Here is an 18,534-nt window from a genome sequence, read left to right as displayed (position 1 = left end):
CGGATGAAAACCTAAAAAACTACTTGCTCTTTTCCAATCCTTTTTCTATTAAGTGCTCGATGTATTGACGAACAATTTCGTTGGAGAAACGAGACGTTACATCAAATGCAAAGGCATGTACTAATAGCACACGGGCCGATTCTTCACCGATACCGCGGGCGCGCAAATAAAACAGTGCATCATCGTCAAACTGCCCCATTGTACAACCATGAGAACATTTCACGTCATCTGCAAAGATTTCTAGCTGCGGTTTTGAATATACAGTTGACTTATCCCCGATAAGCATATTATTATTTTGCTGAAAGGCATTCGTCTTTTGTGCATCTTCGCGAACAAAAATTTTACCGTTGAACACCGCAATGGATTCGTCCTGCGGGATATTCTTATACCATTCGTAAGATTCACAATGTGGTTTCATATGATCCACAACAGTATGGTTGTCTACAAATTGTTGGCCTGCCGTCAAATTGATACCGTACAGATGCGATTCCACCTGTTCTGCATCTAAACGTACATTAATGTTATTCCGCACGAAAGATGCTCCCGGCAAATTACAGTTATAGTTATTATACAGACTGTTTTGCGCTTGGTAAACTTCTGTATGCATCATGTAATGGCTCGCTGTGTCGGCCACTTGCAGGTAGTAATGTTGTACTTTTGCGCCCTCCTCTACAACAATTTCTGTCACTTTATTGTGTACATTTTTGGCAGTGCCATCCATGGTAATAAAGGATTCAATAATTTCTACCTCCGCATGGGGTTCTACTACGACCAGATTACGTGTTTGGGCAAAAAATGCGTCCTTTCCCGTAGCTACATGCACGATATGGATCGGCTTGGAAATCACTTTGTTTTTAGCGACCGATAAATATATGCCTGCGGTACTTAGCGCGGTGTTTAACTGCACCATTACATTATCCGATTTATCGGCATGCTGCGCATAGTGTTTTTCAAAGTTAGCTTCTGTATAGGCTTCGGTAATGGGCTTTATTACCAGACCAATTTCGTCTTCCAAAGAAGGAAACGCTAAAATATACTGACCGTTAACCAACACAATCCGATGGGCATCTAACCCGGTAATATCTGCTTTACGCGTATCCACCGCATCCACATCTACCGGTGTATCCAACGCATAGCTTGAATTGATTAAAGAATGTATATTGGTATATTTCCATTCTTCGTTCTTAACAGTCGGAAAACCTTCCTGTTGAAAACGTTCAAAAGCTCCTCTGCGCAACGCTGTCAAATGTGACGGTCCTTGCGTGTCCGACTCTTGAAACACCGAAACCAACTGTTGATATAATGAATCTGCAACTATTGTACTCATATTCTTTGTTATCAATCCGCTGTCCAAATTATCCATTGATAAATTTATTAAGCGGTTTGCGTGTCGTATTCTTTTAGCCAATCGTAACCCTTTTCCTCCAACTCTAGCGCCAATTCTTTCGGCCCTGTCTTCACAATTCGTCCGTTATGTAATACATGAACAAAATCGGGCACGATGTAATCTAACAGACGCTGATAGTGTGTAATAACCACAAATGCGTTGTTTTCGGAACGCAACTGATTTACACCGTTTGCTACAACGCGCAACGCGTCGATATCAAGACCTGAATCTGTCTCATCGAGGATGGCCAGTTTCGGATTTAACATCGCTAGTTGGAATATTTCGTTCCGTTTCTTCTCACCGCCCGAAAACCCTTCATTCAACGATCGGTTGGCAAGGCTCGCCGAGAAGTCTACTAATTTCTGTTTTTCTTTCACAGTTTGTAAAAACTCCTTTGCTTCCATTGGTGGCAGACCTTTATACTCCCGAATATCGTTTACAGCGGTTTTCAAGAAGTTAATATTGGACACGCCGGGGATTTCCACGGGATATTGGAACGCCAAAAAAAGACCTTCTCGAGCACGTTCTTCCGGCGCTAGGTCCAGCAGATCAACACCATCCAACATCGCTGATCCCTCCGTAACCTCATAAGCATCGCGGCCCGCTAACACATTTCCTAAAGTACTTTTACCCGCACCGTTAGGTCCCATAATCGCGTGGATTTCTCCCGCTTTGACCTCTAGGTCTAATCCCTTTAATATTTGTTTGCCTTCAACAGAGGCATGTAAATTCTTAACTGATAACATTTTTTTGAATTTGGAAATTTGAAAATTACTACCCTACCGATCCTTCCAAAGAAATCGCTAATAATTTTTGTGCTTCTACAGCAAACTCCATTGGCAGCTGATTTAACACCTCTTTGGCATAACCGTTGACAATCAAACCAACAGCTTTCTCTGGATCTATACCTCTTTGGTTTAGATAAAAAACCTGATCTTCACCAATCTTTGATGTTGTTGCTTCGTGTTCCAACATCGCTGTCCGGTTTTTGTTTTCTATGTAAGGGAATGTATGTGCTCCACAGCGGTCTCCAATTAATAAGGAGTCACATTGCGTAAAGTTTCTAGCTTTATCTGCGTTGGGACCAATTTTCACTAACCCTCTGTAACTATTATGGCTCTGACCCGCAGAAATACCTTTAGACACGATCTTGGAACGTGTATTTTTTCCGAGGTGTACCATTTTCGTTCCCGTATCGGCAATCTGTTTATTCCGCGTCATCGCGACGGAATAAAACTCCCCTACAGAATTATCCCCTTTCAAAATGACGCTAGGATATTTCCACGTGATCGCAGAACCTGTCTCTACCTGTGTCCACGAAATCTTAGCATTGTCACCTTTGCAAATACCACGCTTCGTTACAAAATTATAGATACCGCCTTTGCCATCCTTATCTCCGGGATACCAGTTTTGTACAGTCGAATATTTAATCTCAGCATCTCGTTCAGCAATCAGTTCAACCACCGCAGCATGTAGTTGGTTTTCATCACGCATCGGCGCTGTACACCCTTCCAAATAGGATACGTATGAGCCTTCTTCTGCAACGATCAGTGTGCGTTCAAACTGTCCGGTGTTCTGTGCATTGATACGAAAATACGTAGAAAGTTCCATGGGACATCTTACACCTTTTGGGATGTACACAAAAGAACCATCCGAAAAGACCGCGGAATTCAACGCTGCGTATATGTTGTCCGTTTGCGGTACCACGGAGCCCAAGTATTTTTTTACCAATTCGGGGTGTTCCTGTACGGCTTCACCAAAAGAGCAGAAAATAACACCTTGCTCTTTTAACTTCTCCCGAAATGTAGTCTTCACGGAAACAGAATCAAATACGGCATCAACAGCCACCACCCCAGCTAAAACCTTTTGTTCGTCCAGTGGGATTCCTAATTTCTCAAACGTTGAAAGTAACTCTGGATCAACCTCGTCAAGGCTTTCTAGTTGTTTTTTCGGCTTGGGTGCTGCGTAATAGGAAATAGCTTGAAAATCCACCTCCGGACTTTCAAAGTTTTGCCATGCCGGCATCTTCATCGTCAAAAAATGACGCAATGCTTTTAATCGCCATTCCAGCAACCACTCAGGTTCGTTTTTCTTTGCAGAAATAAAACGAACGGTATCTTCGCTTAGCCCGTTGGCGGCTATTTCCATCTCGATATCCGTCGTAAACCCGTATTTATATTCCTCGAGCTCTAGCTCCTTTAGTAATTCATCGTCTTTGGTACTCATTTCTCTACCCCTTTTTTTATTCGGCGATTCCTACCTTAATTTGGACAACAAAGATACGATTAATAGACGACATACCCTAAGCTAACGACCATTCCAACGTCCTTTTTAGAAAAAAAAATGACAAAAGTCATTTCTGCGCTTGTAAATGCGTATCGCCTCTATATTTTTGACATTATCATGATTCATGATAATATTTAACAATAACATAAAGAAAATATAATAAGATTTATCTATAACAAACAAGCCTTTACGAAGTTTTTTGTTCGCCAAATAATATTCCGTATATTTACATTCTGTAAAATATAATATTCACGTTAGCTGATTGTAGAAATGCCATATCAACCAGATAAAACAGATTTGAAAATCCTGAAACTTTTACAGGAAAATGGACGAATTACCAACCTGCAGTTGGCTTCAAACATCGGCCTTTCGCCCGCTCCCACATTGGAACGTGTGCGTAAATTAGAAAACTCAGGGTTTATTAAAAGCTATCATGCGTTTGTAGACGAAGAAAAATTAGGGTTGGGCATTAAATCATTCATCCAAATATCGTTAGACTTCCACACACACAATGCGATACCAGAGTTTGTAGAAGCAGTCAAAACTATACCCGAGGTGACTGAATGTCATCATGTTACGGGCAATTGCGACTTTATGTTAAAGGTTTACGTAAAGGATATCAAAGCGTATGAAGCGGTTATTATGGAAAAAATATCCAAAATTCCGTTTGTCAAAACTTTTCAAACCATGATGATCATGTCGACCAGCAAAAAAGAACCCATCATCCCTTTAGAATACTAACGTAAAAGGAAATCTATGCAGTCGACCATAACGTATAATGATATAGCCCTTATCCTTACATGGCCTGATGCCACCATTCGTGGGGACGAAAAATGGATGATGTTTTTTAGGAAGATCGGCATTGTAAAAAACTTAAATTTCAAAGTAGGCCATACGGGTATCGTTATAATTAAGCGGGAAACTGGCGAAATGCTCTTCTATGACTTCGGACGGTACATCACACCCCGGGGATATGGCCGGGCACGCTCCAAATTTTCAGACCCCCGCCTGGAGATAAAGCTCAAGGCTAGATTTAAAAAAAATGATATTATCAATCTCGGAGAAATTGTAGAACAGTTCGAGAAATTGAAACCCGCGATGTACGGCGACGGCATTCTTTATTTTTCTGTCGCCCGCCACATTAATTTTGAACTAGCTAAGGCGTACGGGGATGACTGCGTCCATCAAGGAACCTTTCCTTATGGTGCTGTGGCACGCCACAATAACAATTGTTCGCGCTTTATTGCCCGCATGCTAATTCGTTCGTCCAAACAGTATACCTGGCGACACAGTATTAATTTCCCGGAAACGATAAAAGCCAGCCCCATTAGCAATGTGGTAAACGCGGTCCCAAACCGCATGATTTATTCATTTTCGCCCGAACAAGGTTTAAAACACTTTCGAATGAACCGCTGGCAATCTTTTGGCTTTTTGCTAAAGAAACTGGGCGACAACGTGACACAAAAGAAAGCAGATCTTTTGCCCAACGACCTGATCATTGGCTGTATGAACTTCACATCCAGACCTATTGCTGTACCAAAAGACGCTCAATATCTGGGCGGCGTAGGTGATGGTGCATGGTTCAGTATACAACCTGCGACAGAAGACCAAGTCATTATTAGACGGTTTACGACAAAAGGGGAGTTGGAGTATGTCATTCTCGGTGAAGCAATGGAGTCGTTCGATTTATCCCAGCCGTATGAAATCACGTACGACAGCCATCTTCTCTTCACGCATATCAAACAACATGGAAGAAAGATACGCATTCACCATTTACAACGCCTGGCAAATCAGGATTATCAATTTAGCCTGCTAAAAGAACGGTTCGCTTAAATTTGCCAATCTATTGACTCTCTGCCATTAGATTGTAAATAGGCGTTGGCGCGGGAGAAATGCCTACACCCAAAGAACCCTCTGTGCGCCGACAGCGGCGATGGATGAACAGCTTTTAGTATCAAGTGTTTCTGAGAATCGATCAGCATAGCTTTCTTTTGTGCATAGCTCCCCCATAACATGAAAACTACATTTTCCAACTTCTGAGATATCAAGTGAATGATTTGATCGGTAAATTCTTCCCAGCCTCGCCTCTGATGGGAGGCTGCTTGATGAGCGCGCACAGTAAGCGTAGCGTTCAGCAGTAAAACACCCTGTCTAGCCCATTTTGTTAGGTCCCCGGACGTCGGGTACCGGAAACCCGGAATATCGGAAGCTAGTTCTTTATAGATGTTTTTTAATGACGGCGGTAATGCGATCCCTTCCGGCACCGAAAAAGATAATCCATGAGCCTGCCCATCATTGTGATAAGGATCTTGGCCGAGTATGACAATCTTAATATCGTGAAAGGGGGTTAGGCTGAAAGCATTTAATACGAGATTTTCAGGCGGAAAGACTACGGCTTGCCTCCGTTCATGCTGTACAAAAGTCGAAAGGGCTCGCATATAGTCTTGCCGGAACAACGGCTTCAAGACGGGCTCCCAGCTAGGGTCATAACGTTCTGCCATAATACAAACCTAAATAAATTTTACAATTTTATCACGCAAACAAGTTGGATAAACTCCAAAATAACCGGATATTTGTGCATAATTTTATTTTAGGTAAATCATATGTCAAATATAATTCGCATTATCCTGAGCAGCTTTCTCTTAATTGGAACAGTAGCGCTATTTTGGTTCGGCCATTGGGGATGGGGTATTTTAGGAATTTTTATTACTATTCTAGCTTGGGTGACTGTCTTTTTTAACGAAAACATGCTTATCGCACAGTGGTATCTGAGAAAGGAGAACATGGTTAAAGCGGAACAATGGTTGCGAAATATCAAGAATTACGAGAAACAACTTATCAGTGCCCAACACGGATATTACCATATGCTATTGGGCATTCTAGAATCGCAACGCGCCCCTCTACAATCTGAAAAATATTTTAAGAAGGCTTTATCTTTGGGCTTGCATATGAGTCATAATATCGCCTTGGCAAAATTAAGTTTAGCAGGCGTAGCAATGGCAAAACGCAATAAACGCGAAGCGGAGAAACTTTTGGCCGAAGCAAAAAAGGCGGATAAAAATAAGCTGCTCGCTGATCAGATTAAAATGATGAAGAATCAAATGGGAATGATGGATAAACAGCAATTTAGGTATTCTAGATAAACGTTATCCGATAAAGAATAACACAAGAGGTTGACTAGAATAAGTCAACCTCTTGTGTTATAAACCTTCCTTCCTCTGTACTATCTTCAAACACGAGTATTACTTTAGATGCTTTCTTTCCATTCCAATCCCCAACCTGTATAAGTAAAGGTACGGGCACATCTTCGTCCAGTAAATAGTGTAAGTAATTTTGCCTGTCTGCTAGTCGCACGAACACACGCCCCATCTTCATGGTGGAGAACAGGTGTTTACCCCCTTCACTATCTACAATCTGCGTGGCAAACGTATTCAGTTTAAATTCCCGCGGATCCATTTGATAAGAAATGAGAAATAACGCTATGGAAATAGTATCCCCATCCGCATGTGTCTTCACCGATTTTACGTCAACCTGAATATCATCCTGTATATTTTTTACAGGTTCCTGTTCTTGTGCTAAAAGCTCATAGGAAGAGAGCCAACATAGGGGTAAAAACAAAAAATATATTAACCTTTTCATCGCAAACGATCGGCTGATTTTATCAATTTTTCATCCTTACGAATGGCCCCTACAGCCATTCCTAAAAAGATTATAGCAATAGGCAAAAGGAAAAAGCCCACGCCAATATTTCCTGCTCGCAACTTTTGATTGATCACATCCAACGTCGTATGCGCGGTACTCCACATCCATATTCCCAGCAATATAACTAATACGATCTCTACGATCGCGAAAAGTACCTGTCTCTTTCTGTTTTTGTACTGAAAGACAATCAGTAATGGTACAATGGTCACAATACCTGCATAAATTGCTAATGCGATCGATGTAGATTCCCGAACAGATTCATTGTTATTTGAAGAATATATCCCCGTAACATAGATTTGTTTACCAAGACCCACCAAGTCAATAAAGCTCACAAAGGGAAAAACAAAAAGACCTAATAAAATAATAGCGGCAGCTAAAAGCCATAATGTTTGAATACGTTGAATCATAACTAAACTTTCTTTTTGTTTAACAAAGATACTCCTATTTTCTTTTTTCCTTAATGAAAAAAGAAACAAAAAAATCAAGGCTTAGAACGTTTTCGCTATTTTTCTTTGCCTCTTCCTAAACAAAATAAACTCGCTTCGCTTCAGACAATATTTTGTTTTTAACGGAATAGTCTGCTGAAAAATGGGCGCGAAAAAGTTCAAGGCCGATTTAATACCGCTTATCCACGAGCAGTTATTGCCCGTGATTATTTACGCATTTGTACTATCCCTTAATTAACTTAAAAGGTCACATCCAAATGTTTTACAACTGTACAAACTTATTTCTGCACTATCCCATATGTAAAACATTTGAAGTGACGATTTTTTTTGTTACTTTTTTTGAGGGAAAAAAAGTAAAAAGAAAAGAAGTAACTTTGTATAGTGGAAGATTCATTACAACGTTTTTTTTTGGAAATTGCGTATGACGGCACGTCCTACCATGGCTGGCAGGTGCAGGATAATGCTATTTCAGTGCAGGAAAGGCTAAATGAAGCGCTCCGTAAAATTTTACGTTATCCAATAGAAACCATCGGTGCAGGCAGGACAGATACCGGTGTGCATGCTAAGCAGCTTTTTGTCCATCTGGATATACCCGGGAGCAGCATAAAAAACGAGGATCGTTTTCTGCATTCACTAAATGCTTTGCTCCCTCACGATATTGCCGTATACCGTGTTTTTGCCGTTGACAAAGAGGCACATGCCCGTTTCGACGCAACGGAAAGAGCATATGAATATCACATCCACTTTCGGAAAAACCCTTTTCTTCTTTATAAATCTTGGCAACTACGCGAACGCCCCGATGTCATGGTTATGAATACAGCCGCTGCATTTCTAGTGGGTACCCAGGATTTCGAATGTTTTTCGAAGAGTCACACGCAAGTATATACGAATATATGTACTGTAACACAAGCGTACTGGCAAGAGACAAAAGATGGCCTTGTTTTTCACATAACCGCTAACCGATTTTTGCGGAATATGGTTCGGGCCATCGTGGGCACCTTGTTGGATATCGGTCTGAAGAAGAAAACGCCCGAATCTATACTGGACGTCATCGGTAGCAAAGACCGATCAAAAGCGGGTACCTCGGTGCCGGCACACGGCTTATATTTAACAAAAATTGTTTATCCTTATATTGATACAACATTTTGAACAAACAAAAAATAACTGGCAAAACATACGACTCCCAACTTCTCCAACGGATGGCGCGTTATATGGCACCCTACAAAGGTATATTTTGGGCTTCTGTCATATTGACCATCCTGTTGGCCGCGGTAGCACCTGCGCTGCCCATGCTTGTGGAGTACACCTTGGACAAGTATATCCTAAAAGCTGATGCTACGGGGCTTACGTGGATGTTAGTCATCATGATCGCCTTGTTAATCGTACAGACGGTAATCCGCTATTATCATACGTTGGCGACCAACGTCTTGGGACAAAACGTTATTCGTGATATCCGTATACAGGTATTTAATCATATCATTAATTTACGATTAAAATATTTCGATAATACGGCTATCGGCAAATTGATCACACGGACGATCTCCGATCTCGAGACAATCTCCAATATTTTCTCCCAAGGGCTGATTCAAATTATTGGCGATCTACTGCAGCTGGTTGTAATCGCAGGCGTCATGTTTTATACAGATTGGCAATTGACGCTTATCGTGCTCATTCCTATGCCGCTCTTGATATGGGCGACCTATATATTTAAGGAATCGATGAAATCGGCTTTCGTCGATGTGCGTACTTGGGTATCCAATCTGAATACGTTCTTACAGGAGCATATCAGCGGTATGGCTATTATTCAGTATTTCTCACGGGAAAAGCAAGAAATGGAAAAGTTTAAGGCGGCCAATAGCAAGCATCGGGACGCACATATCCGCGCGAATTGGTATTTTTCTATCTTTTTCCCTGTTTTAGAGATTATCCTCGCTATTGCGATCGGCCTTTTGGTATGGTATGGATCGAAACAGATTCTCGCCAACGCTATCTCGCCGGGAGTTGTAGTTGCCTTCCTGATGTACATCAATATGATTTTCCGACCTATTCGAGAACTAATAGATAAATTCAATACCCTACAAATGGGGATGGTTTCCGCAGAGCGGGTATTTGATGTATTAGATACCAAAGAATTTACACCGGATAACGGAACGTTTTCGCCAGATAGCATAGCGGGTGAGATCGAGTTTGATAAGGTTTGGTTTGCTTATAACGAGGATACCATCCGTCTCTCGACAGAGAGCTCCGTTATGGATGAAAAAGAAATTTATGCCAATGGAAAATGGGTATTGAAAAATGTCAGTTTCCACGTCCGGCCTGGAGAAACCCTCGCTTTAGTAGGGGCCACAGGCGCCGGAAAATCGTCTACCATTAATATACTCAGCCGTTTTTATGAAATACAGCAAGGCCGTATTTTATTAGATGGCAAAGATATACGTGCGTACAAACTCCATTCTCTCCGTCAACACATCGCCACCGTTTTACAAGATGTTTTCTTATTTTCCGACACCATATTCAATAACATTACCCTTTATAATTCGGATATTACCGAGGAAGAAGTTATAGAAGCTGCTAAAAAGGTCGGAGCATACGGTTTTATTATGCGATTGCCCGGAGGTTTCGATTATCAAGTACAGGAACGAGGTGCTACGCTATCTTCAGGGCAGGCCCAGTTAATCTCTTTTATCCGAGCATTGGTACATGACCCCGCTATATTGATCCTAGATGAAGCAACATCATCGATCGATACAGAAACCGAATTACTCATTCAGACCGCAATCGAAAAGATGATGGTCGGTAGAACGGCTATAGTCATTGCACACCGCCTGTCTACTATTCAGCGAGCGGATAAAATCATCGTTTTCGATAAAGGAGAAATCAAGGAAATTGGCACACATAGGGAGTTGCTGGCTGTTAAAGATGGTTATTACAAAAAGCTTTACGATCTTCAGTTTAATTCGTTAGGCATATAATCATAAAATGCGCCACTTTACACCGACCTGGTATTGCTGAATCATTGTTGTCCAACTACGGTGCACGTTAGTTGAGCGTTCAAATCCACGGTAACGAAAATAGAACTTTCCCAATTCTAGTCCGACAGTGTATCCCAGTCGGGTCCCACCCTTGAAAGCCAATTCGCCGTTTTGCAAGCGGTACCTGTCTTCATTTAAAAGCGAATTGAACTCAGCCCCTCCCAATAACGCAAATTCCGGAGTAAGATCTAACCTAAACAAGATAGGCAAATCAAAAAAACGCAGGCCTTTGTTTCCTTTGTCAATCCCGTTTGTCTCCTGGGTGGTCTCGGCATTTGCCCGTATCCGCGTAAGGTTCAAGGTAGGCTCCGCTTGAATGGCCATGTTCGGATGAAAGTGGTAGTTCATCATCACACCAGCCTGAACGCCCAAACGCTTCGATGAACGAAAAGAAAATGCGTCAGCACTAGACAAATTGCCTCCTAGTTTCACGCCGAGTCCCACTTGTGAAAAAACACTATCTCCTAACAATAAGCACAATAATATAAGCAAAATTTGCCGGACGGCTAGACGATTTAACATACGCAAATATATATAAAGAACGACAAGCCTATTTACTGACTATTGTAAAGAAATAGTCAATAAATAGGCTTGCGATGTTAAAAACGGAAAAAAGCAACCGTACAAATAACGGTTGCTGCTGATTTTAATCCAGTCCTCGTTTTTTCATGAGATGAACCGGGTCCGGGTCTTTACCCCTAAACTGTCTGTACATTTCAGCCGGATTACCGGTACCGCCTTTTTCTAAGATGTTTTCCCGGAAAGAAGTCGCTGTAGCTTGATCAAAAAGACCATTTTCCTTAAACGCTGCAAAAGCATCGGAATCCAGTACTTCAGCCCAGATATAAGCATAGTAGCCTGCAGAATATCCGCCAGAGAAAATATGTTGAAAATAGGTGCTTCTATAACGCGGAATAATAGCATCAATTAATCCGATCTTTTGCATACCGTCCGCCTCAAATGCATTTACATCACCCTCAATAGGCTTCGTTGTCGCATGATAATCCAAATCCAACAAAGAAGCTGCAACATACTCCACAGTTGCGAAACCTTGGTCGAACGTTCCTGCCTGTTCCATTTTTTCGATCAGCGAATCTGGAATAGCTTCGCCTGTTTGATAATGTTTGGCGTAGGTTTTCAATACCGCCGGATCAGCCGCCCAATTTTCCATAACCTGCGATGGTAGCTCCACGAAATCGCGCGATACAGATGTGCCGGCCAGGCTACGGTATTTTACATTCGATAAAAGTCCATGCAACGCATGTCCAAATTCATGGAACAATGTGGTCGCTTCGTCGAATGTTAATAGTGCAGGCTCATCTCCCACGGGTTTTGTAAAGTTGCATACGATAGATATAACAGGAGCTACACGCTCTCCATCTTTTGTACTTTGCGAACGGTAAGACGTCATCCATGCGCCCCCTCTTTTGGATTCCCTAGGGAAGAAATCGGCATAAAGCAGCCCTAGGTGTTTATCATTTTTGTCTTTTACTTGGTATACTTCGACCTCTTCATGGTAGGTCGGCACATTGCTCAAGGCGACAAAATGCAAACCGAATAACTTATTAGCGGTATCAAACGCGCCTTGTCGTACTGCTGCTAAACTAAAATAGGGCTTGATCTCCTCTTCATTCAACGCGTATTTTGCTTTGCGGATTTTTTCTTGGTAATATCTCCAGTCGTACGGCGCTACCTGAAAATCTCCGCCAGCGGCTTCGATCTCTTTTTGAATGTCAGCCGCTTCCACTTTTGCTTTTGCTAACGCCGGTGTCCATATTTTATTCAGTAGCGCATATACGTTCGTTGGATTTTCTGCCATAGCTTCTTCCAACACATATGCGGCATGTGAATCGTAACCCAATAATTTTGCCTTCTCTAAACGGAGGTTCGCTGTTTTAAGCAGGATTTCTTTGTTATCGTTATCATTGCCGTTGTTGCCTCGCATTTGGTAGGCATTCCAAATTTCCTTACGTAATTCCCTGTTATCTGCATACTGTAAAAAAGGCATTACAGAAGGATTCTGGAGAGTAAACACCCATTTTCCTTCTTTATCTTTCGCTTTAGCCGCATCGGCAGCCGCTTGCTTTAAAGCCGCAGGTAGTCCGGCCAAGTCTTCTTCATTATCTACAACCAATTCGTAGGCATTTGTTTCTGCCAACAGATTTTGTCCGAAATCATTCGTCAGTACCGATAATTCTGAATTAATTTTCTTCAGTTTCTCTTGATCACTTTCGGAAAGATTTGCCCCTGCGCGAACAAACCCTTTATATGTTTCCTCCAACAGTTTGGCATCTTCCGCATTCAACGCTAAAGAAGCACGATTATCGTATACTGCTTTTACACGTGCAAATAACTTTCCATTCAGCGATATCTCATCCCCGTGTGCTGACAATACAGGAGCCATATCTTTGGCTATGGCTTGAATAGAATCGTTTGTATTCGCTGAATTAAGATTAAAAAATACGCGCGAAACATCTCCTAACAAGCTCCCTGCATCTTCTAATGCCACGATGGTGTTTTGAAAAGTAGGCTCCTCGGTATTGTCTACAATAACATCAATTTCTTGATTGTGCTGTTCCAAAGCAGCTTTGAATGCTGGTCGAAAATGCTCGTCCCTGATTTTGTCGAACGGCGGTACTTGAAACTGGGTGTCATAAGCCGATAGCAACGGGTTGTTTTCGTTTTGGGTACTATCCGTCTCTTGGCAACCCACGACTACTGTCGCAACGACGATGCAAAATGGTAAGAATTTTAATTTATTCATTCGTGTTGTTTAGTTTTTGGCAAAGATAAGGATTACGAATTAGATACTTATTTTAATTTCCCACTTTCCTTCCGGAACTACCCATTGACCGTCCGAATTTCGTACAGCTATTTTTCCTTTTCGTATGATCTTGTCTACAGGGACTCCGTTGATAAGAATAGATGCATAATTCTTTAAAGGAAGCTCAAAAACCGCCGCTGAACCTTTAGGGACATTGAACGTTACCACCATTTGATCAGCAGATTGCGTGATAGAACTCTCTATCTCGCCCTTGATGGAAGAAACCTTGGCTTTGGCAAACGATAGATTACCTAGCTGAGGCGTCACCGAGAACGTTTTATACCCCGGTGTTAATGGCTTAATTCCACAAACCTCACTAGACATGATGGTAAGCCCTCCCCCGCTCCAAGCATGGTTTACAGTACCCCCGCCGTATCCATCCTTACCGATGCCCCAACCTTCGAATAGGGTAGTAAAATTAGGATTATTGACCATTTCGGCAAAGCGCTTTTTATGACGGACATTAGCCAAAACAGGTTCCCTCATTTTGTACATCGCTTCAAACACATATTTTTCCATATAAGGACTTGCGTGCTCCTGCTTCGAAAAGACATCTAGAATGAGATCATATTTATCCTTATCAGCAATATCAGCGAGAACTGCCAAAGCATGCGCCCTATCATCTGTCTTTCCGCTATAGGATGGATCGCGGTATGCTGCCCCATTCCAGAATCGCTGGTTGAAGGTTCGCTTAAATTGTTTCATTTCAGCCTCGATCCGGCGCATATCCTCCTTATACCCAATTTCATCAGCCATCAGACAACTTCCCTTCAAAGCTAGATAATACCAGAGGTTATAGAGCAGTAACATATCTTTATTCTCTCCCCAGTCACCCCATTGCCACCCCCCTTCCCGCAACAGAACCAGACCATCTTTATCCTTCTCCCAAAGCGAAATGTACTTTTGGATAGCTGGATAAAGATCCACAAGAACCTGCTTATCGCCTGTATGCATATAATACATCCAAATTCCATAATAGCCAATACTCGCAAGCGCTTGATCAGGAAGTTCTTTATCCCAGTTGCCAGCAGGAACAGGGGAAAACAGCACACCATCTGCTTTTTGCCAACCAATCAGCTCATACAGCCACTTTCTTGCCAGGGCGTGAGAAGAAGGGTTTAACGCATAAAAAGCTTCCTGCGCTTCAAGTACCACATCCCCCGTCCATTGCGCTCGCTCACGGTCGGGACAATCCATATAGGTGTCACGCATGGTTATATAAAGTGTACGGGCAGCCTTTTGCCAAAGTGTATTGAAAAAGGGATCGGAGCATTCGAAAAATCCTGCAAATTCCGTATCGTATCCCGTTTCGCGATACATTAGCTGATTGATCTTGACATGTTCGGGAACGATTAAGTACATCACATGTCCGTTGATCCATCCCAGACTTTCGTACTGCTGGCGACCATTTTTGGCGATATAGGCTGCGCGTAAATTTTCGGCCGAACCGTTATAATATAAGTAGTTGTCGGTAACTATGTGAATCGAATCTCCTTCATTGGCCTCGATATCAAAATAGGGGGTGAACTGCATGTTATATGGCAGTTTGCAGATGACGGTATCCCCGTTTCGGAGGATGTCCTGGGAACGAAACGCTTTAAGACCAAAGTCCTTCCATAATGGAATCGGCCGTTTAACGAGCTTATTCCAAGGTACAGATCCGAAAGCACCATGCTCTATAGCTGGTTCGAAAGAAGTCAGCTTTCCTTCGCTGCTATACCAGCCCTCGTCTCCCAAGCGAGCATCGTAAAGAATATTGGACTCAGGCAACCTGAAATTAGGTTCCTTTCCCGGAGCCGACTGATACTCCACCAACCGCTTGACAAGCCAGCTCTTGTTACTGGAAAGTTCAAGATTTTCACTCTGCAAATCAAACAAGAGCCCCAGCTTACCACTACTATTGTGCGAAAAACCATGTTTTCCAAAATACCACAGCTTGATTGCGATGGTATTGTCTCCTTTTTTAAGGTATTTGCTGATATCCACTTCATCGTAGTAGGTATCGCTTGGACTGGGTCCTCTTTTTAACCCACCCTCGAATACGACAAGTTTATCATTGACATAAAGCCAATATTTACTATCTACTGCAATCTTTGCTATAGCGTGCTTGGGTAATCTATCTATGTTAAAATCTTTCCGAAAACCTGCCCAGATGTTGGTTGAGCTTGTATCTTGAGACGCTAATCCAATCCACTTACCTTCCCATTGCTGGGCCGCAATCCGGTTAGAAAATAAAACGATAGAAAAAAATATTAGCAGCCACATTCGGTTCATCTTCATACTAGTTTTTCTTTATCTGGTTTATGTCGGACTATTTTAACTGCTTTTGGAGCATCACTTTGATCCTATGCAAATTAATCAATCGTTGGTACTTCTTGAAGGAAATTCTTTATCTGCTTAACAATATACGGGTTGTTATGATTAAGCAATGCCATTACACGCCGAAGGATTTCCGGCTCTTGAGGGAGATAATTCCGTAGACAGTGCAGTGCAGCAGCCAATACAGGGCCGTACATTGTTGGCAAGCGGTCGGTAATGTCCAACATAATTGATCTGTCTAGTTTTTCGTATGTACAAAGTTTTCCAATCACCTTTGGTTTCAGTGCTGCTGGAACGCAGTCAAATGCCAACCATAATTTATGCTGGAAGGAAGAATCTTCACCCCACTCCTTTGGTAAAACGGTTAAGGTATGTAATACAAGGTTGTATGAACTATGGCATAAAAAACCAACTACCTTTTCTTTCACTTGAAGTGGGTGATCTGGCAACATATGCATTCGATCCAGTGCCCAATATCTATCCCAGATATCATCGCTATTCAGCATATCAAGTAAAAAACCAGGATTCAGCGCAGCTTCGGTTGCGTTTTCAACATCCCGCTGCATCTGGCCATACACGAGACTCCACATCCTGTGGGTAGTAAAGACCGCTCCTTTTACGACATACGGCAGTACATCCTTGGATGTAGGACGGGTTACAGCATCCACGCTTTCAGCTGCACTGCTCTCCGGAATTAAATTTTGGTAATTGAAATTGCCTATGGGCGAAAGACTATCGGCCAATATGGTGTGTAGTAGCTGGTACTCCTGCGCATTGAAAGGCTCATGCTCCGCTTTGCTTAAAAATTCTGCTGGAGGAAGTTCAAAGCCAAGGTATCGACCCGTCACATTCCAATAAAGGTTTACCCTCAGCAACCGACAAGACCCGTCAAAGCAGACTTCTGTGCTTATCTCCCGATAATACGATATCGGATCGCCGCGTTCAGTCAATAGTTGAAAAAGAGTGTCTTTTGCCGTCGAAACGCCTCCTGTATCGATGAGTATACTATTGACATAAGCGACATTTTGCGGTAGCGTGGGCGTTGTGAAATAACGAATGGTGTCTTCCTGACGCTGCTGGCTGAAAGTCGAGGTAGTCCCATAGAAAAAAAGGAGTACAATAAAAATGGTTTCTAAAACCCTCATGACCAAATCTTATCTTTCTACCTATCCTGCCGGCACAATAGCGCCGTGTTCCATCAATAATTTCTTTATATCTGACATCGAAACCTCCGCTGGCGTTTTGCCCTGCGTGTGCGCCAATACGGCTGCGACAGCCGCAGCTTGCCCCATGCCCATACAGGATGCCTGGACACGTAAAGCTGAATTTGCCAAGCGGTCACTCCCAATACAACGACCAGCAACGATTAAATTGCGGCTATCTTTTGGTATTAGGGCTCTTAACGGCACGGATGCGACCCGTCCCTCTTCCAGGTGTTTGGGAATAACCCCCTGTTCGTCGTGAAGGTCTATAGGGTAGTAAGAATAGCAAACCGCATCTTCAAAAATTCGTCCCATAACGTAATCTTCATGTGTAACCCGGTAGATACTATCAATGCGATAGGTCTCCCGGACGGCTGTTTCGTTTTGCATATCCAACAGCTTTAAACCCGTTAAACCTGGCAACGTTCGAAGAAACTTCAGCGTCCTAAACAGCGATGCCCGTCCGTTGATGTTTGCAATAGTGTGCGATACAGAGGTGGTGGCGTCAGCGCCGGCGATGTGCTGCACGTTATCGCCGGCGTTACGAAGCAAAGATTCAACATTTAAAAACTCTCCTTTAATCAGGTCGCCACGATCTACCGCGGCGCTAAATTCATCCTTAATCCAGTTCATATCGAGTTGATCCACGGAATATCCACCAATACGGAACATCAACGTTCCCGGCTGCGTCTCTTTCTCCCGCAGCAAATTGAATCCTGCCAAGGAGACAGCAAACGCATTTCCGGTGCAATCAATCAATTGATTGCAGACAATCTCCGTTTTCGTTCCTTTTCCGATCGTGGTTACTTTCCAACCCTCCTTATGTTGCACGACCTCTACCGGCGTTTCGTAAAATCTCAGGTTCACACCCGCCTCCACACATTTATCTTCGATCATCATCGCATATAGCGGACCGTTTAAACGCACTTGATGATGCCAATGTTGGCGGCCATGAGGAACGGAAAAGTCAGGTAATTTGTCATCATTTAATGCGACAGCCTCCTGCACCATTTCCCAGCCTATGCCGCCAATAACCTGCTTGCCCCATGCGAAAAAAATACCAGGAAACGCGACTCCACCGGTCGTGGTAGTACCACCTAACATACTTCCGTTTTCGACCAAAATAGTTTTCTTCCCCGCCCTTCCGGCTTGCACCGCAGCTACTACGCCTGCTGTGCCGCCACCGATTACTAGAATATCGGTAGTGAGCATTTCCTTTTTTAGTACACGTGGTCCCTGTAGCATTTCTCCTTTGAGTAGCCGAGGCGTAGTCAATCCTAAGGAGATTGCTCCCAACGTGGCTATAGCTGACCTTCTTTTCATTTTGTCCATTCCT

16 protein-coding genes are annotated in these 18,534 nt (G+C 42.8%); 5 read left to right on the top strand and 11 right to left on the bottom strand.

Annotated elements, in window-relative coordinates:
• Positions 1-19: 19 nt before the first annotated feature.
• Genes sufD through sufB form a run of 3 tightly spaced genes read right to left on the bottom strand, consistent with a single transcriptional unit; the run spans position 20 to position 3,613 of the window.
• Positions 20-1,327 carry a Fe-S cluster assembly protein SufD gene (sufD, locus tag C5745_RS02750; RefSeq protein WP_243403232.1) on the bottom strand — a complete coding sequence of 436 codons (1,308 nt, stop codon included), beginning with the start codon at positions 1,325-1,327 and terminating at the stop codon, positions 20-22.
• A 47-nt stretch (positions 1,328-1,374) separates the two neighbouring features.
• Complete coding sequence (sufC, locus tag C5745_RS02745) at positions 1,375-2,133, bottom strand: Fe-S cluster assembly ATPase SufC (protein ID WP_105715440.1); 759 nt, start codon at positions 2,131-2,133, stop codon at positions 1,375-1,377.
• A gap of 28 nt (positions 2,134-2,161) precedes the next feature.
• Complete coding sequence (sufB, locus tag C5745_RS02740; protein WP_105715439.1) at positions 2,162-3,613, bottom strand: Fe-S cluster assembly protein SufB; 1,452 nt, start codon at positions 3,611-3,613, stop codon at positions 2,162-2,164.
• 330 nt (positions 3,614-3,943) lie between these two features.
• Between sufB and C5745_RS02735 the strand changes: the two genes are divergently transcribed.
• Both C5745_RS02735 and C5745_RS02730 read left to right on the top strand, forming a co-directional pair.
• Positions 3,944-4,414 carry an Lrp/AsnC family transcriptional regulator gene (locus C5745_RS02735; RefSeq protein ID WP_105715438.1) on the top strand — a complete coding sequence of 157 codons (471 nt, stop codon included), beginning with the start codon at positions 3,944-3,946 and terminating at the stop codon, positions 4,412-4,414.
• A 15-nt stretch (positions 4,415-4,429) separates the two neighbouring features.
• Positions 4,430-5,506, top strand: a complete 1,077-nt coding sequence (locus C5745_RS02730; protein WP_105715437.1) for a DUF6695 family protein — start codon at positions 4,430-4,432, stop codon at positions 5,504-5,506.
• On the opposite strand, the gene ung is transcribed toward C5745_RS02730, so the two are convergent.
• Positions 5,503-6,174: a uracil-DNA glycosylase gene (gene ung, locus C5745_RS02725; RefSeq protein ID WP_105715436.1), complete on the bottom strand. Its 672-nt coding sequence runs from the start codon at positions 6,172-6,174 to the stop codon at positions 5,503-5,505. The genes C5745_RS02730 and ung overlap by 4 nt on opposite strands.
• Positions 6,175-6,276: 102 nt before the next feature.
• On the opposite strand from ung, the gene C5745_RS02720 reads away from it, so the two are divergent.
• A complete protein-coding gene (locus C5745_RS02720) occupies positions 6,277-6,816 on the top strand; it encodes a tetratricopeptide repeat protein (protein WP_105715435.1) in 540 nt (179 codons plus the stop codon).
• 34 nt (positions 6,817-6,850) lie between these two features.
• Here the strand turns inward: C5745_RS02720 and C5745_RS02715 are convergent, their stop codons facing one another.
• Together C5745_RS02715 and C5745_RS02710 are read right to left on the bottom strand one after the other, a co-directional pair.
• A complete protein-coding gene (locus C5745_RS02715) occupies positions 6,851-7,312 on the bottom strand; it encodes a hypothetical protein (protein ID WP_105715434.1) in 462 nt (153 codons plus the stop codon).
• A complete protein-coding gene (locus C5745_RS02710; protein ID WP_105715433.1) occupies positions 7,309-7,782 on the bottom strand; it encodes a DUF4293 domain-containing protein in 474 nt (157 codons plus the stop codon). The genes C5745_RS02715 and C5745_RS02710 overlap by 4 nt, the downstream gene beginning before the upstream one ends.
• A 420-nt stretch (positions 7,783-8,202) precedes the next feature.
• Between C5745_RS02710 and truA the strand changes: the two genes are divergently transcribed.
• Both truA and C5745_RS02700 read left to right on the top strand, forming a co-directional pair.
• Positions 8,203-8,970 (top strand): tRNA pseudouridine(38-40) synthase TruA, encoded by a 768-nt coding sequence (gene truA, locus C5745_RS02705; RefSeq protein WP_105715432.1) that lies wholly within the window; start codon positions 8,203-8,205, stop codon positions 8,968-8,970.
• Positions 8,967-10,793 (top strand): ABC transporter ATP-binding protein, encoded by a 1,827-nt coding sequence (locus tag C5745_RS02700; protein ID WP_105715431.1) that lies wholly within the window; start codon positions 8,967-8,969, stop codon positions 10,791-10,793. The genes truA and C5745_RS02700 overlap by 4 nt, the downstream gene beginning before the upstream one ends.
• On the opposite strand, the gene C5745_RS02695 is transcribed toward C5745_RS02700, so the two are convergent.
• The 5 genes from C5745_RS02695 to C5745_RS02675 form a co-directional block, all read right to left on the bottom strand.
• Positions 10,794-11,375 (bottom strand): outer membrane beta-barrel protein, encoded by a 582-nt coding sequence (locus C5745_RS02695; protein ID WP_105715430.1) that lies wholly within the window; start codon positions 11,373-11,375, stop codon positions 10,794-10,796.
• 124 nt (positions 11,376-11,499) lie between these two features.
• Positions 11,500-13,617, bottom strand: a complete 2,118-nt coding sequence (locus C5745_RS02690; RefSeq protein WP_105715429.1) for a M3 family metallopeptidase — start codon at positions 13,615-13,617, stop codon at positions 11,500-11,502.
• Positions 13,618-13,656: 39 nt separating this feature from the next.
• On the bottom strand, positions 13,657-15,957 hold the full coding sequence (locus C5745_RS02685; protein WP_243403231.1) for an alpha-L-rhamnosidase-related protein: 2,301 nt from the start codon (positions 15,955-15,957) through the stop codon (positions 13,657-13,659).
• 74 nt (positions 15,958-16,031) lie between these two features.
• Positions 16,032-17,141, bottom strand: coding sequence for a hypothetical protein (locus tag C5745_RS02680; RefSeq protein WP_105715428.1), 1,110 nt, complete (start codon positions 17,139-17,141; stop codon positions 16,032-16,034).
• 21 nt (positions 17,142-17,162) lie between these two features.
• Positions 17,163-18,521 carry an FAD-dependent oxidoreductase gene (locus C5745_RS02675; protein WP_165792997.1) on the bottom strand — a complete coding sequence of 453 codons (1,359 nt, stop codon included), beginning with the start codon at positions 18,519-18,521 and terminating at the stop codon, positions 17,163-17,165.
• Positions 18,522-18,534 lie beyond the last annotated feature (13 nt).

It is taken from the genome of Sphingobacterium haloxyli, from assembly GCF_002980525.1.
Taxonomy (GTDB): Bacteria; Bacteroidota; Bacteroidia; order Sphingobacteriales; family Sphingobacteriaceae; genus Sphingobacterium; species Sphingobacterium haloxyli.
The sequence above is the reverse complement of the archived record's forward strand: the minus strand, read 5'-3'. Positions and strand labels throughout refer to the sequence as shown.